This is a genomic window from Burkholderia sp. Bp9140 (assembly GCF_003853425.1).
Taxonomy (GTDB): Bacteria; Pseudomonadota; Gammaproteobacteria; order Burkholderiales; family Burkholderiaceae; genus Burkholderia.
Genome location: NZ_QTPQ01000032.1, coordinates 88,697 through 103,968 on the forward strand (window position 1 = coordinate 88,697; position 15,272 = coordinate 103,968).

14 protein-coding genes are annotated in these 15,272 nt (G+C 66.2%); 11 read left to right on the top strand and 3 right to left on the bottom strand.

The window, feature by feature from the left end; translation table 11 throughout:
- Nucleotides 1–63: 63 nt before the first annotated feature.
- Complete coding sequence (locus DIE21_RS25405) at nt 64–912, bottom strand: MurR/RpiR family transcriptional regulator (protein WP_011350936.1); 849 nt, start codon at nt 910–912, stop codon at nt 64–66.
- A gap of 292 nt (nt 913–1,204) precedes the next feature.
- Here DIE21_RS25405 and edd point away from each other — a divergent pair, with 292 nt between their 5' ends.
- The 4 genes from edd (at nt 1,205) to DIE21_RS25435 (ending at nt 5,814) form a co-directional block, all read left to right on the top strand.
- Nucleotides 1,205–3,061 carry a phosphogluconate dehydratase gene (edd, locus tag DIE21_RS25415; RefSeq protein ID WP_124500282.1) on the top strand — a complete coding sequence of 619 codons (1,857 nt, stop codon included), beginning with the start codon at nt 1,205–1,207 and terminating at the stop codon, nt 3,059–3,061.
- A 28-nt stretch (nt 3,062–3,089) separates the two neighbouring features.
- Complete coding sequence (gene eda, locus DIE21_RS25420; RefSeq protein ID WP_124500283.1) at nt 3,090–3,716, top strand: bifunctional 4-hydroxy-2-oxoglutarate aldolase/2-dehydro-3-deoxy-phosphogluconate aldolase; 627 nt, start codon at nt 3,090–3,092, stop codon at nt 3,714–3,716.
- A 219-nt stretch (nt 3,717–3,935) separates the two neighbouring features.
- Nucleotides 3,936–5,297 carry a GntP family permease gene (locus DIE21_RS25430; RefSeq protein ID WP_124500284.1) on the top strand — a complete coding sequence of 454 codons (1,362 nt, stop codon included), beginning with the start codon at nt 3,936–3,938 and terminating at the stop codon, nt 5,295–5,297.
- A 13-nt stretch (nt 5,298–5,310) separates the two neighbouring features.
- Nucleotides 5,311–5,814 (top strand): gluconokinase, encoded by a 504-nt coding sequence (locus DIE21_RS25435; protein ID WP_124500285.1) that lies wholly within the window; start codon nt 5,311–5,313, stop codon nt 5,812–5,814.
- Between the two features lie 82 nt (nt 5,815–5,896).
- On the opposite strand, the gene DIE21_RS25440 is transcribed toward DIE21_RS25435, so the two are convergent.
- Nucleotides 5,897–6,544: a TetR/AcrR family transcriptional regulator gene (locus DIE21_RS25440; protein ID WP_124500296.1), complete on the bottom strand. Its 648-nt coding sequence runs from the start codon at nt 6,542–6,544 to the stop codon at nt 5,897–5,899.
- Between the two features lie 263 nt (nt 6,545–6,807).
- Between DIE21_RS25440 and DIE21_RS25445 the strand changes: the two genes are divergently transcribed.
- Nucleotides 6,808–8,229 carry an FAD-binding oxidoreductase gene (locus DIE21_RS25445; RefSeq protein ID WP_124500286.1) on the top strand — a complete coding sequence of 474 codons (1,422 nt, stop codon included), beginning with the start codon at nt 6,808–6,810 and terminating at the stop codon, nt 8,227–8,229.
- A 73-nt stretch (nt 8,230–8,302) separates the two neighbouring features.
- Here DIE21_RS25445 and purB read toward each other — a convergent pair whose 3' ends face one another.
- Complete coding sequence (purB, locus tag DIE21_RS25450) at nt 8,303–9,691, bottom strand: adenylosuccinate lyase (protein WP_124500287.1); 1,389 nt, start codon at nt 9,689–9,691, stop codon at nt 8,303–8,305.
- A gap of 266 nt (nt 9,692–9,957) precedes the next feature.
- Here purB and DIE21_RS25455 point away from each other — a divergent pair, with 266 nt between their 5' ends.
- From DIE21_RS25455 to DIE21_RS25480, 6 genes are all read left to right on the top strand, one after another.
- Nucleotides 9,958–10,911, top strand: a complete 954-nt coding sequence (locus DIE21_RS25455) for a LysR substrate-binding domain-containing protein (RefSeq protein WP_124500288.1) — start codon at nt 9,958–9,960, stop codon at nt 10,909–10,911.
- Nucleotides 10,912–11,185: 274 nt separating this feature from the next.
- Nucleotides 11,186–12,472, top strand: coding sequence for a Glu/Leu/Phe/Val dehydrogenase (locus DIE21_RS25460; protein ID WP_124500289.1), 1,287 nt, complete (start codon nt 11,186–11,188; stop codon nt 12,470–12,472).
- A gap of 229 nt (nt 12,473–12,701) precedes the next feature.
- Nucleotides 12,702–13,595 (top strand): glutamate/aspartate ABC transporter substrate-binding protein, encoded by an 894-nt coding sequence (locus DIE21_RS25465; RefSeq protein WP_185640572.1) that lies wholly within the window; start codon nt 12,702–12,704, stop codon nt 13,593–13,595.
- Between the two features lie 84 nt (nt 13,596–13,679).
- Nucleotides 13,680–14,420 (top strand): amino acid ABC transporter permease, encoded by a 741-nt coding sequence (locus tag DIE21_RS25470; RefSeq protein WP_124500291.1) that lies wholly within the window; start codon nt 13,680–13,682, stop codon nt 14,418–14,420.
- Nucleotides 14,420–15,097 (top strand): glutamate/aspartate ABC transporter permease GltK, encoded by a 678-nt coding sequence (gltK, locus tag DIE21_RS25475; protein ID WP_124500292.1) that lies wholly within the window; start codon nt 14,420–14,422, stop codon nt 15,095–15,097. Before DIE21_RS25470 ends, gltK begins: the two co-directional genes overlap by 1 nt.
- Nucleotides 15,094–15,272 (top strand): ATP-binding cassette domain-containing protein (locus DIE21_RS25480; protein ID WP_148092762.1); only part of this gene is annotated, 179 nt, incomplete at its 3' end. The genes gltK and DIE21_RS25480, both read left to right, overlap by 4 nt.

Sequence of the window (15,272 nt, forward strand, 5' to 3'; positions counted from 1 at the left end):
GATGCGCAACGGCGCCCCGCGGGGCGCCGTTATTCGTTTACGCGCGGTCGGCGCGGTGCCTGCTCAATCCTTCGCGCCGTCGTCGATCCGGCGGCGCGTGATCGCTTCCTTCGCACGGCCGACCCGTTCCATCAGCGCGGGCCCGCGCGACAGCGCGACGCCGACCGCGAGGATGTCGCCGATCGCGAGATGCGACATCCGCGACGTCATCGGCGAGAACACGTCGGTTTCCTCGGCGACGTTCGACGCGAGGCTCACTGTCGCGAGTTTCGCGAGCGGCGAATGGCTCTGCGTGATCGCGACGACCTTCGCGCCGCACGCGAGCGCGGAGCGCGCGGCATCGACGATGTCGCGCGTGCGGCCGGTGTTCGAGATCGCGACGACGACATCGTGCGGCCCGAGCAGCGCCGACGACATCGAGAACGTGTGCGGATCCGAATAGGCGACGCTCGGCACGCCGAGCCGGAAGAACTTGTGCTGGATGTCCTGCGCGGCGATGCCCGAGCCGCCGGCGCCGTAGAACTCGATGCGCGACGCGTTCGACAGCAGCGCGATCGCGTCGGCGACGCTGCCGGCCGACAGGCTGTTGCGCACCTCGATCAGCGCGCCGATCGTGCGGTCGAACACCTTGCCGATGATGCCCGGCGCCGGCTCGTCGGGCTCGACGTCGCGATACACCGACGACACACCGGGTGCGACGCTCTGCGCGAGCCGGATCTTGAATTCGCGAAAGCCGCTGCAGCCGAGCGCCTGGCAGAAGCGCGCGATGGTCGGCTGGCTGACGCCCGCGCGGGTCGACAGCTCGGTCATCGCGAGGTCGAGCACCTCGCGCGGCGCGGCGAGGATGTAGTCGGCGAGCTTGCGCTCGGACGGGCGCAACTCGGCGCGGATCGCTTCAATGCGAGGCAGCATGGGACGGCGGATGAAAATCGGGTTCGGATGAGCGAGTGTATCGCAATCGAATTGTAGAAAATCTACATAAAAATACTAGCTTCATCGTCGGCGGCTCATGGGGTGGGTAATGCGGTTGATTAGGGTTTTCACCAGGTAAAGCCTTGCTGGTGGCGGGAATGTGGGTTGCGCGTATGCTGATCCGCATTGCGTGCTTGTAGTTTTTCTACTAGACTGCCTTCGTTCGTTCGATGCACTCGACCGTCCCCACGATTCCAACCGCCGGTGTCGCCGGCATACAGGAGCGCCCAGCATGACGTCGCTGCACCCCACTCTGGCGAAAGTCACCGAACGCGTGATCGCCCGCAGCCAATCGACCCGTTCCGCCTATCTGCAGCGCATCGACGGCGCGCAGGGCAAGTTCCCGGCGCGCGGCGCGCTGTCGTGCGCGAACCTCGCGCACGGCTTCGCGGGTCTCGAAGGCAGCGACAAGTTCCAGATCAAGGCGATCCGCGAGCCGAACATCGGCATCGTGTCCTCGTACAACGAGATGCTGTCCGCGCACGCGCCGTACAAGGATTTCCCCGACATCATCAAGGCCGCCGCGCGCGAGAACGGCGGCGTCGCGCAGTTCGCGGGCGGCGTGCCGGCGATGTGCGACGGCGTCACGCAGGGCAACCCGGGGATGGAGTTGTCGCTGTTCTCGCGCGAGGCGATCGCGATGGGTACGGCGATCGCACTCACGCACAACATGTTCGACGCGGCGCTCTGCCTCGGCATCTGCGACAAGATCGTGCCGGGCCTCCTGATCGGCGCGCTGCAGTTCGGCCACCTGCCGACCATCTTCGTGCCGGCCGGCCCGATGACGAGCGGCCTGTCGAACGACGACAAGGCGAAGATCCGCCAGCAGTTCGCGACCGGCCAGGTCGGCCGCGACGCGCTGCTCGAAGCCGAATCGGCCGCGTATCACGGCCACGGCACCTGCACGTTCTACGGCACCGCGAACAGCAACCAGATGCTGATGGAGCTGATGGGCCTGCACCTGCCGGGTTCGGCGTTCGTCCATCCGCACACGCCGCTGCGCGACGCGCTGACCGCCGCAGCCGCGCGCCGCGTGCTCGACCTGACGGTCGAGCGTGGCCAGTACACGCCGATCGGCCATGTGATCGACGAGAAGGCGATCGTCAACGGGATCGTCGCGCTGCTCGCGACGGGCGGCTCGACCAACCACACGCTGCACCTCGTCGCGATCGCGCGCGCGGCCGGCATCCTGATCGACTGGAACGATTTCGACGAACTGTCGGCCGCCGTGCCGCTGCTCGCGAAGATCTACCCGAACGGCAAGGCCGACGTGAACCATTTTCACGCGGCGGGCGGCGTCGCGTTCCTGGTGCGCAACCTGCTCGAAGGCGGGCTGCTGCACGAAGACGTGACGACCGTCGCGGGCAAGGGCCTGTCGCACTACACGAAGGAGCCGAAGCTGATCGACGGCAAGCTGACGTGGGTCGACGGCACGGCCGAGAGCCACGACACGAAGGTGCTGCGCGGCATTCGCGACCCGTTCCAGCCGGACGGCGGCCTGCGCCTGATGCAGGGCCGGCTCGGCCGCGGCGTGATCAAGATTTCGGCGGTCGCGCCCGAGCACCGCAAGGTGACGGCCCCCGCGATCGTGTTCGATTCGCAGGAAGCCGTGCAGGCGGCATTCGATCGCGGCGAGCTGAAGCGCGACTTCGTCGCGGTCGTGCGCTTCCAGGGCGCGCGGGCGAACGGGATGCCCGAGCTGCACCGTTTGACGCCGCTGCTCGGCGTGCTGCAGGATCAGGGCTTCCACGTCGCGCTCGTTACCGACGGCCGCATGTCCGGCGCGTCGGGCAAGGTGCCGGCCGTGATCCACGTGTCGCCGGAAGCGCTGCTGGCCGGCCCGCTCGGCAAGGTGAAGACGGGCGACACGCTCGTGATCGACGCGGAAGCCGGCGTCCTCGACATCGAGGTCGACGAAGCCGAATGGCAGGCGCGCCCGGTCGCGCAGCCGCTGCACCAGGCCGACAACGAAACGGGTTTCGGGCGCGAACTGTTCGGCGTGTTCCGCGCGGCCGCCGCGCCGGCCGAGCAGGGCGCATCGGTTTTCGGGGCGCTGGCCGGCGAAACGGCCGTTGGTGTCGCCGCATGAATTGCATGAATTTCAAGGAGTTTCATCAATGAAGACGATTGCTGAAATCGTGAAGCTGGGCCCGGTCATTCCGGTGCTCGCATTCGACTCGGTAGAGCAGGGCGAACACGTGTCGCGCGCGTTGCACGCGGGCGGCGTCAAGGTGCTCGAGATCACGCTGCGCACGCCGGCGGGCCTCGAGGCGATCCAGCGCGCGAGCCAGCTCGCGGACGACATCGTCGTCGGCGTCGGCACGATCACGAAGCCGGAGCACTGCGAGCAGGCGAAGCGCGCGGGTGCGAAGTTCGGCGTGTCGCCGGGCCTGACGAAGGACCTGCACCTCGCGTCGCTCGATGCGGGCCTGCCGCTGCTGCCGGGCGTGATGACGCCGAGCGACATCATCCAGGCGCTCGAATTCGGCTACGAGATCGTCAAGTTCTTCCCCGCGCAGCAGGCCGGCGGCGTGCCGATGCTGCAGGCGTTCCACGGCCCGTTCCCGGCGCTGAAGTTCTGCCCGACGGGCGGCATCACGGTCGAGACCGCGCCGAGTTTCCTGAAGCTGCCGAACGTCGTGTGCGTCGGTGGTTCGTGGCTCACGCCGAAGTCCGCGCTCGCCGCGCAGGACTGGGCCGAAGTCACGCGCCTCGCGCAAGCCGCGAGCCAGCTCCATCGTTAATACTTGTACGGAATGACGGTTTGATCCTCGGTAATCAAGCGCTTAGTGCTTGTTTTACCGAGGGTTTTTGCTGATGGAACCGGTTCTATCCGCAGGCCGCAAAGATAAGTAAAATTCAGCGTCCTCACGGGGTGGGTACCCCCCGTGTTTCGGAGACCTGCATAGCCGGGCATACTCGCGTCAATCCGCCCGGTTCGAATAATCCCAAGGAGGAGTCACATGGGAGCTGTCCAAGGCAGCATGCTGCTCATTTACACCGTGATCGCGATCGTCGCGTTGATCGTGATGATCGCGCGGTTCAAGATCTACCCGTTCCTGGTGCTCATCATCGTGTCGCTCGGCCTCGGCCTCGTGGTCGGGATGCCGATGGACAAGATCGTCAAGTCGTTCGAAACGGGCAACGGCAACACGCTCGGCCATATCGCGGTCGTCGTCGGCCTCGGCACGATGCTCGGCAAGATGATGGCCGAATCGGGCGGAGCGGAGCGGATCGCGACCACGCTGATCGACTGGTTCGGTGAAAAGAACATTCACTGGGCGATGATGTTCGTCGCGATCATCGTCGGCCTGCCGGTGTTCTTCGAGGTCGGCTTCGTGCTGCTGATCCCGATCGCGTTCAACGTCGCGAAGCGTACCGGCAAGTCGCTGCTCGTCGTCGGCCTGCCGATGGTCGCGGGCCTGTCCGTCGTGCACGGCCTGATCCCGCCGCACCCGGCCGCGCTGCTCGCCGTGCAGCAGTACGGCGCCGACATCGGCAAGACGATCGCGTTCGGCCTGATCGTCGGCGTGCCGACCGCGATCGTCGCCGGCCCGCTGTTCGCGCTGATGATCTCGAAGTTCGTGAAGCTGCCGGAGAACAATCCGCTGGCGGCGCAGTTCGTCGAATCGCATGCGGAAGGCAAGAAGCGCGAACTGCCGGGTTTCGGCATCACGCTGTTCACCATCATGCTGCCGGTGATCCTGATGCTGGTCGGCAGCTGGGCCGATCTGGTCTTCGCGCCGAAGTCGCTGCCGAACAGCCTGCTGCGCTTTGCCGGCAACTCCGACGTCGCGCTGCTGATCGCCGTGCTGGTGAGCTTCTTCACGTTCGGCAAGCTGCAGGGCTTCAACCGCGACCAGATCCAGAAGTTCTGCGGCGAGTGCCTGGCGCCGATCGCCGGTATCACGCTGATCGTCGGCGCGGGCGGCGGCTTCGGCGGCGTCCTGCGCGACAGCGGGATCTCGCAGCAGATCGTCGAGACCGCGAAGCACGCGCACCTGTCGCCGCTGCTGCTCGGCTGGTTCGTGGCGGCGCTGATGCGCCTCGCGACGGGTTCGGCGACGGTCGCGATGACGACCGCCTGCGGCATCGTCGCGCCGATCGCGGCGGCGTCGGGCGCGGCGGTTCGCCCGGAGCTGCTGGTGCTCGCGACGGGGTCCGGTTCGCTGATCTTCTCGCACGTGAACGACGGCGGCTTCTGGCTGATCAAGGAATACTTCGGGATGACGGTCGGTCAGACGTTCAAGACCTGGTCGCTGCTTGAAACCATCATCTCGGTGCTCGGTCTGAGCTTTACGCTGCTGCTGAGCGTGGTTCTGTAACAAGGGGTAGTCAATGATTCTGATCGCAATGGGCGTGTCGGGCGCGGGCAAGTCGCGAATCGGCGAAATGCTGGCGGAGCGCCTGTCGTGCACCTTTACCGATGGCGACGCGTTTCACAGCGCGGCGAACAAGGAGAAGATGCACCACGGCATTCCGCTGACCGACGACGACCGCTGGCCGTGGCTGCGCTCGATCCGTGAGGCCATCGAGGAAAAGCAGCGCGCGGGCGAGACGGCCGTGTTCACGTGCTCGTCGCTGAAGCGGTCGTACCGCGACGTGCTGCGCGGCACCGACACCGACGTGCGGTTCGTGTATCTGAAGGGTTCGTTCGAGGTATTGCGCGAGCGCCTGAAGACCCGCACCGGCCATTTCTTCGATCCGTCGCTGCTGACGAGTCAGCTCGAGACGCTCGAGGAGCCGGGCCCGGACGAAGCGATCGTGGTCGGCATCGAACTGACGCCCGAACAGATCGTCGAGGAAGTGATGGTGAAGATCGGCCTCGCGCAGCAGCACTGAGCGCGGTTCGCGGCAATCGTCATGCAGCAGTGAAACAGGCGCCCCCGGGCGCCTGTTTCATTTGCGGCGCGCAAGCGGCCGGTCAGGCCGCGCGCGCGTACCGAGCGATGCCGTCGAGCAGCACGTCAAGCATCGTGTCGTGCACGGCGGCCGGGTCGAGCCGCGCATAGAGCGGGGCGGCCGACTTGACGAGCGGGTGCTCGGCATCGGACAGCGCATGCATTTCCGCGAGCTCGACGTCGTTCGCGGGCCGTGTGAGGCCGCCGGCCTCGGCCGCGGCGAGCCCGATCACGCTCGCGTACCAGCCGACGCAGACCGACGGCAGCGCCGCGCGCGCAATGCCCGCATCGGCCAGCGCGCGATGCACGGCCTCGATGTGCGCGAGATCGGCGGGGCCCGTGCTCATGTGGCGCTGCAGCAGCGCGAACGCGGCAGGGTAGCGCCGCGCGAGCGCGCGGTACTGGCGCGCGAGATCGCGCAGCCGGTCGCGCCACGGCAGTGACGGGTCGACCGGCACGAGCGAGCGCGACAGCGCGTTCGCGATCGCCCGGCTCAGGCCCTCTTTCGACTTGAAGTGATACAGCACGCTCATCGGGTCGCAGCCGATCGACTGCGCGAGCTTGCGCACGCTGAACGCGGCTTCGCCGACCTCTTCGAGCAGCGCGAGCGCGGCCGCGACGATCGCGTCCTTGTCGAGGCCGCGCGGGCCTTGGGCGGGTTTGTCTTTCATTGGGCGGTGGGGCGGCGGGCTGTCATCTTGACGAAAGCATATTCTACGCTGTAGAATTATTTCTGCGGTGTAGAAATTGGGTGTCCCGGCACCTTTCAATGCGTGCTTTGCACGGTCCGGGATCCAGGCAGACACGAGCGTGCCTGCCGTCAACACGGGCCATCGCGCCCTTTATCTCGTTGACACCCAAGTGGAACCGGCTGCCCCACCCGCGAAGCCTCACGGCTCTTCGACAGGCGGCCCAAGACCATGCAAGTGCAATCATGACTTCCAGCCACAAACCCCTGATCCAGGGAGAATCGCGTTTCGACCCGACGCAACTGAACATCGAAAAGGACAACTGGAACTGGTGCGAGCCGTCCCGCTACGACGGCGAGCGTCCGGCCAACTGGTACGAGGCGTCGTTGTCGCGCCATGAAAACAGCGCGCCGCTCGCGCACGACGCCGTATGCGACGTGCTGGTGATCGGCGCCGGGCTGCTCGGCGCATCGGCCGCGCTGCATCTCGCGGAAGCGGGCGTCGACACGATCCTCGTCGACAAGCATCACGTCGGCTCCGCGGCGTCGGGCCGCAACGGCGGCCAGCTCACGCCGGGCCTCGCGCGCTGGGAAGCGGCCGACATGATCGACCACCTGTCGCACGACGACGCGAAGCGGCTGTGGCGCTTCGCGTCGGCCGAATCGATGGACCTGATCGATGCAATCGGCGCGCGTTACGCGCTCGACCTCGACCGCAAGCGCGGCCACGTGACGGCGGCGGTCCACCCGGGCCACATGAGCGCGCTGCTCGACGGCGGGGACGCACGCCGCCATCTCGGCGACGCCGGCGTGACGCTCGTGGGCCGCCATCAGCTGCACGACGAATACGTGCGTTCGGGGCTGTATCACGGCGCGGCGATCGATGCGCTCGGCGGGCAGCTTCATCCGCTCGCGCTGGTGCGCGGCCTCGTGCACGGCTTCCGGCTCAACGGCGGCGCGCTGTACGAGGGCACCGAGGTGCTGGCGCTCGACGAAACGCCGGCGGGCGTCGTCGCGACGACGCCGGGCGGCACGATCACCGCGCGCCGCGGCGTCGTGCTCGCGCTGCACAACACGACATTCCGGCTGCTGGATGACGGCGCCACAACCACCGTGCCGTTCTTCACTTACGTGAGCGTGACGGCACCGCTAGACGTCGACGTCGCGACGCTGATGCCGGCCGGCATGCCGGTGTACGATACGCAGTTCCAGATCGACTACTACCGGCCGGTGCGCGGCAACCGCCTGCTGTTCGGCGGGCAGGGCACCGGCACGTGCTGGGCGCAGCAGGACGTCAACGCGTATCTGCTGACGCGGCTGAACACGGTGTTTCCGCAGCATGACGGCCGCTTCGCGCTCGACTACTGCTGGAGCGGCGTCAGCGACTTCACGCTGAACGGCGCGACCGACAGCCGCAAGACCGACGGCCGCGTGCCGATGTACATGGTGCAGGGCTGGAGCGGGCATGGCGTCGCGCAGACGGTGCGGATCGGCAAGGCGATCTGCGACGATTGCGTCGGACGCAACGACGATTTCTCGATGCTGACCGGCATCGACCATCGCGAGATTCCGCTCGGCCGGCAGCTGTCGCCGATCGCGATTCCCGCCGCGAAGGCGGCGATGAGCGTGATGAGCGCGCTGAATCCGGGGCGGATGATCTCGTTCTGATCGGCCGAAAAGCAAAAAGCCCGATGCGACATTGCTCGCATCGGGCTTTTTTTCCGTCCGGCGACGGCGGCGCTTACGCGATCCGCTTCGCGAGCTCGACGGCCTTGCCGATGTACGACGCAGGCGTCATCGCGAGCAGGCGGTCCTTCGCGTCCTGCGGGATCGCCAGCGTGCCGACGAATTCCTGCAGCGCTTCGCGCGTGATGCCCTTGCCGCGCGTCAGTTCCTTCAACTGCTCGTACGGGTTCTCGATGCCGTAGCGGCGCATCACCGTCTGCACCGGCTCCGCGAGCACTTCCCAGCAGTTGTCGAGATCGTCGTTCAGGCGCTGCGGGTTCACTTCGAGCTTGTCGAGGCCGCGGATCAGCGAGTCGTACGCGAGCAGCGAGTAGCCGAGCGCGACGCCCATGTTGCGCAGCACCGTCGAGTCGGTCAGGTCGCGCTGCCAGCGCGACACCGGCAGCTTGTCGGCGAGGTGGCGCAGCGTCGCGTTCGCGAGGCCGAGGTTGCCTTCCGAGTTCTCGAAATCGATCGGGTTGACCTTGTGCGGCATCGTCGACGAGCCGATTTCGCCGGCCTTCGTCTTCTGCTTGAAGTAGCCGACCGAGATGTAGCCCCACACGTCGCGGTCGAGGTCGAGCAGGATCGTGTTCGCGCGTGCGACCGCGTCGAACAGCTCGGCCATGTAGTCGTGCGGCTCGATCTGGATCGTGTACGGGTTGAACGTCAGCTTCAGGCGGTTCTCGATCACGTCGCGCGAGAACGCTTCCCAGTCGAATTCCGGATACGCGGACAGGTGCGCGTTGAAGTTGCCGACCGCGCCGTTCATCTTGCCGAGGATCTCGACCTTCTCGATGCGCGTGATCGCGCGCGCGAGGCGCGCGGCGACGTTCGCGAGTTCCTTGCCGAGCGTCGTCGGGCTGGCCGGCTGGCCGTGCGTGCGCGACAGCATCGGCTGCTCCGCGAGCGCGTGCGACAGCGCGACGAGGCGCTGGTGGACCGTGCGCAGCGCCGGCACGATCACGTGCTCGCGCGCGCCGGCGAGCATCATCCCGTGCGACGTGTTGTTGATGTCTTCGGACGTGCACGCGAAGTGGATGAACTCGCTGGCCTTCTCGAGTTCGGCCTGGCCCTTCACCGATTCCTTCAGCCAGTATTCGACGGCCTTCACGTCGTGGTTCGTCACGCGCTCGATTTCCTTGATGCGCGCGGCGTCGTGCGCGGTGAAGCGCTCGGCGAGCTGCAGCAGGAATTGTTCGGACGCGTCGGAGAAGCGCGGGACTTCCGCGAAGCCGGCGCGCGACAGCGCGATCAGCCAGTGCACCTCGACGGTGACGCGGTGGCGCATGAAGGCGGCTTCGGAGAGCCAGTCGCGCAGCGCTTCGGTCTTGCTGGCGTAGCGGCCGTCGATGGGCGAGAGCGCGGTGAGGGCGAAAAGCGTATCGGGACGAGTGTCGGACATGATCGGGCGTGGCCTTTGGGGCCGGTGCGAACGAGGGGGAGGAGAATCCGGCATTTTACCATTGGCGCGGAGCGATCCCGGCCGAACCGGTCCGGCCGCGGCCACCGCGGGCGATCGGCACGCACCCGGTGCCCGGGCGGCGCGCGATTGGCCTGCCGGCAGGCGCCCGCGCCGGCTCGCCGGGCTGCCCGCCACGCCGCCGGGCGGGCCCGCCCGCCGGTAGAATGCAGGCTTCTTCCCGACCGCCGCCCGCCGCGCCCGCCTGCATGGAACTGAAATGGCTCGAAGACTTCGTCTCGCTCGCGGAAACGCGCAGCTTTAGCCGGTCCGCCGAACTGCGGCACGTGTCGCAGCCCGCGTTCTCGCGGCGCATCCAGGCGCTCGAGGCCTGGCTCGCGACCGAACTGATCGATCGTTCGGTCTATCCGACGCGGCTCACGCAGGCCGGCCAGATCTTCTACGAGCAGGCGCTGACGATGCTGTCGCAGGCACACGAGGCGCGCACGCTGCTGCGCGGCCACGTCGGCGCGCCGGTGCCGACCATCGAGTTCGCGGTGCCGCACACGCTGTCGCTCACGTACTTTCCGCGCTGGCTGCAGCGGATCGAGGCGAAGATGGGGCAGGTCCACACGCGGCTGCGCGCGCTGAACGTGCACGACGCCGTGCTGTCGCTCGTCGAGGGCGGCTGCGACCTCGTGATGGGCTACCACCACCCGAGCCACCCGGTCGCGCTCGACCCGGCCCGCTACGACATGCTGGTCCTCGGCAGCGAGCCGATCAGCGCGTTCTCGGCGCCGGGCCGCGCGGGCCGGCCGCGCTACACGCTGCCGGGCACGGCCGAGGCGCGCGTGCCGTACCTGTCGTATACGCCGAACGCGTATCTCGGCCGGATGACCGAAGTCATCGTTGCGAACGCACCGACCCCCCTGTTTCTCGATCGCGTGTACGAAACCGACATGGCCGAAGGGCTGAAGGCGATGGCGCTCGCGGGCCACGGCGTCGCGTTCCTGCCGCACAGCGCGGTCGAGGACGCGGTGGCGAGCGGCCGCCTGATCCGGCTCGACCGTTCCGCGCGCGGCGGCACGCATCCGTTCACGCTGACGATGGAGATCCGCCTGTACTGCGACAAGCTCGCGCTGCAGGGCGACGATCCGCGCCAGAAGCTCGTGCGCGCGCTGTGGGACGTCGTGCGCGACGAATTGCGCGAAGCGGCCGGTTAACCGTGGGCGGTTAACCGGGCCGGTCAGGCGCGCGGCTGACGACCGGCTTGCGGCGCCTGCCAGACGCCTGTCCGGCGGGCGTCCGGCGGCTTCCCCGACGATTTTTCGCCGACGCGATGCACGACCGATCGCGGGCGTTCTTGCGCAAATCGACCGCGGATTTGCGAAAAATCCCGATCATGCAAGAAACGCATAATCGAATAAGCAAACGGCATTGGATAAAAAAAACGGGTTTTTCGACAATGTGCGCACTTCGTTGAACGTTGGAGCATCCATGTCTTCGCAACTGCAGTCCATCCCGTCCTACCTGCACGCCGACGATCTCGGCCCGTGGGGCAACTACCTTCAGCAGGTCGATCGCGTCGCACCGTACCTCGGTTCGCTGTCGCGCTGGCTTGAAACGCTGAAGCGTCCGAAGCGCATCCTGATCGTCGACGTACCCATCGAACTCGACAACGGCACCGTCGCGCACTTCGAAGGCTATCGCGTGCAGCACAACGTGTCGCGCGGTCCGGGCAAGGGCGGCGTGCGTTACCACCAGGACGTGACGCTGTCGGAAGTGATGGCACTGTCCGCATGGATGTCGGTGAAGAACGCGGCCGTGAACGTGCCGTACGGCGGTGCGAAGGGCGGCATCCGCGTCGATCCGCGCAAGCTGTCGCGCGGTGAGCTCGAGCGCGTGACGCGTCGCTACACCAGCGAAATCGGCATCATCATCGGGCCGAACACCGACATTCCGGCGCCGGACGTCAACACCAACGAACAGGTGATGGCGTGGATGATGGACACGTTCTCGATGAACCAGGGCCAGACGTCGACGGGCGTCGTGACCGGCAAGCCGATCTCGCTCGGCGGTTCGCTCGGCCGCAAGGAAGCGACGGGCCGCGGCGTGTTCGTCGTCGGCTGCGAAGCGGCGAAGAAGAAGGGCCTGGAAATCGAAGGCGCGCGCATCGCGGTGCAGGGCTTCGGCAACGTCGGCGGCATCGCGGCGAAGCTGTTCCAGGAAGCGGGTGCGAAGGTGATCGCGGTGCAGGATCACACGGGCACGATCTACCGGCCGGCCGGCCTCGATTCCAACAAGTTGCTCGACCACGTCGCGCGCACGGGCGGCGTCGCGGGCTTCGAAGGCGCCGAGCCGATGCCGAACGACGAGTTCTGGACGGTCGAGACCGACATCCTGATCCCGGCGGCACTGGAAAACCAGATCACCGAGAAGAACGCAGCGAAGATCCGCACGAAGATCATCGTCGAAGGCGCGAACGGCCCGACGACGACGGCGGCCGACGATATCCTGAGCGCGAACGGCGTGCTCGTGATTCCGGACGTGATCGCGAACGCGGGCGGCGTGACCGTGTCGTACTTCGAGTGGGTGCAGGACTTCTCGAGCTTCTTCTGGACGGAAGACGAGATCAACCACCGTCTCGAGCGCGTGATGCGCGAAGCGTTCGCCGGCGTGTGGGCGGTCGCGGAAGAGCACAAGGTGTCGGTGCGTACGGCGGCGTTCATCGTCGCGTGCAAGCGCATCCTGATGGCGCGCGAAATGCGCGGCCTGTACCCCTGATCGGTGACTACGATCAAGGCATGACGCAATCCATCCGATTGCGCGCATGAACCCTCGCGGGCGGTGCCGAATCCGGCACCGCCCGCGCGCGCATTCAGGCGCCGCAAGCGCGCCCGAAGCCGGGAGGACGGCTTCGCACGGGACGATTCGTAGTTCGGTTAACAACCAGTACTTTCAAAAATATTACTTTGATACACTGGCGCGGGTTTTAGCCAAGGAGATGACCAAAATGAAATACCACAAGGCTGTCCTGATGGTCGCGGCGCTGTGCGCGTTCGCGAGCGGCGCGCATGCGCAGGAGACCGGCACGCTGAAGAAGATCAAGGACACGGGCGTGATCGCGCTGGGGCACCGCGAATCGTCGATCCCGTTCTCCTACTATGACCAGAACCAGCAGGTCGTCGGCTATTCGCGCGAATTCCAGCTGAAGGTCGTGGACGCGGTGAAGAAGAAGCTGAACCTGCCGAACCTGCAGGTCAAGAACATCCCGGTCACGTCGCAGAACCGCATCCCGCTCGTGCAGAACGGCACGGTCGACATCGAGTGCGGCTCGACGACCAACAACGTCGAGCGTCAGCAGCAAGCGGCGTTCTCCGACACGATCTTCGTGATCGGCACGCGCCTGATGACGAAGAAGGATTCGGGCGTGAAGGAGTTCGCCGACCTGAAGGGCAAGACGGTCGTGACCACCGCCGGCACGACGTCCGAGCGCCTGCTGCGCAAGATGAACAACGACAAGCAGCTGGGCATGAACATCATCAGCGCGAAGGACCACGGCGACTCGTTCAACACGCTCGAGTCGGGCCGCGCGGTCGCGTTCATGATGGACGACGCGCTGCTCGCGGGCGAGCGCGCGAAGGCGAAGCAGCCGGGCGAGTGGGCGATCGTCGGCACGCCGCAATCGGAAGAGGCCTACGGCTGCATGATGCGCAAGGGCGATGCGGACTTCAAGAAGGTCGTCGACGACGCGATCTCGCAAGTCGAGAAGTCGGGCGAAGCCGCGAAGATCTACGCGAAGTGGTTCGAGAGCCCGATTCCGCCGAAGGGGCTGAACCTGAACTTCCCGCTGTCCGATTCGATGAAGAAGCTGTACGCGAACCCGAACGACAAGGCGCTCGACTGACCACGCGGCCGTTGATGCAGAAATGACGCTACTGAAACGGAAGAGGCCACGCTTCTTCCGTTTCTTTTTGCTGGAGTCTTGCCCATGTCTTACCACTGGAACTGGGGCATCTTCCTGAGCCCCGTCTCGACCGGCGAGCCGACGACTTATTTCGGCTGGTTGATGTCCGGCTTCTGGGTGACGATCGAAGTGTCGCTCGTCGCCTGGGTCATCGCGCTGATCGTCGGTTCGCTGTTCGGCGTGCTGCGCACGGTGCCGAACAAATGGCTGTCCGCGATCGGCACCGTGTACGTGTCGATCTTCCGGAACATTCCGCTGATCGTGCAGTTCTTCGTCTGGTATCTCGTGATACCCGAGCTGCTGCCCGCGTCGATCGGCACCTGGATCAAGCAACTGCCGCCGACCACGCAGTTCTTCACCGCGTCGATCATCTGTCTCGGGCTGTTCACCGGCGCGCGCGTGTGCGAACAGGTGCGCTCGGGGATCAACGCGCTGCCGAAGGGCCAGCGCGCGGCCGGCCTCGCGATGGGCTTCACGCAATGGCAGACGTACCGCTACGTGCTGCTGCCGGTCGCGTACCGGATCATCGTGCCGCCGCTCACGTCCGAGTTCCTGAACATCTTCAAGAACTCGGCGGTCGCGTCGACGATCGGCCTGCTTGACCTGTCCGCGCAGGCGCGCCAGCTCGTCGACTACACCGCGCAGACCTACGAGTCGTTCATCGCGGTGACGCTCGCGTACGTGGTCATCAACCTCGTCGTGATGGCGTTCATGCGCTGGATCGAAGGCCGCACGCGGCTGTCCGGCTACATCGGAGGCAAGTGATGCATCAGTTCGACTGGAGTAGTATCCCCGGCGCGATTCCGACGCTGTGGTCCGGCGCGATCATCACGTTCAAGATCACGCTGATCGCGATCGTCGTCGGCATCGTGTGGGGCACGCTGCTGGCGCTGCTCCGGCTGTCCGGCGTGAAGCCGCTCGCGTGGTTCGCGAAAGCGTACGTGACGGTGTTCCGCTCGATCCCGCTCGTGATGGTGCTGTTGTGGTTCTTCCTGATCGTGCCGCAGGTGCTGCAGGGCGTGCTCGGGCTGTCGCCGACGATCGACATCCGGCTTGCGTCGGCGATGGTCGCATTCTCGCTGTTCGAAGCCGCGTATTATTCCGAGATCATCCGTGCCGGCATCCAGGCGGTGCCGCGCGGGCAGGTGAACGCCGCGTTCGCGCTCGGCATGAACTACGCGCAGGCCATGCGCCTCGTGATCCTGCCGCAGGCGTTCCGCGCGATGGTGCCGCTGCTGCTCACGCAGGCGATCGTCCTGTTCCAGGATACGTCGCTCGTGTACGTGATCAGTCTCGCGGACTTCTTCCGCACGGCCGCCAACATCGGCGATCGCGACGGCACGACCGTCGAGATGGTCCTGTTCGCGGGTGCATGCTATTTCGTGATTTGCTCGGTGGCGTCTGCCCTGGTCAAAGGTCTCCAGAAAAAGGTCACAAGATGATTTCCATCAAGAACGTTTCGAAGTGGTATGGCCAGTTTCAGGTCCTCGCCGATTGCACGACCGAGGTCAAGAAAGGCGAGGTGGTCGTCGTGTGCGGTCCGTCGGGTTCGGGCAAGTCGACGCTGATCAAGACCGTGAACGGCCTCGAGCCGTTCCAGCAGGGCGAGATCCTCGT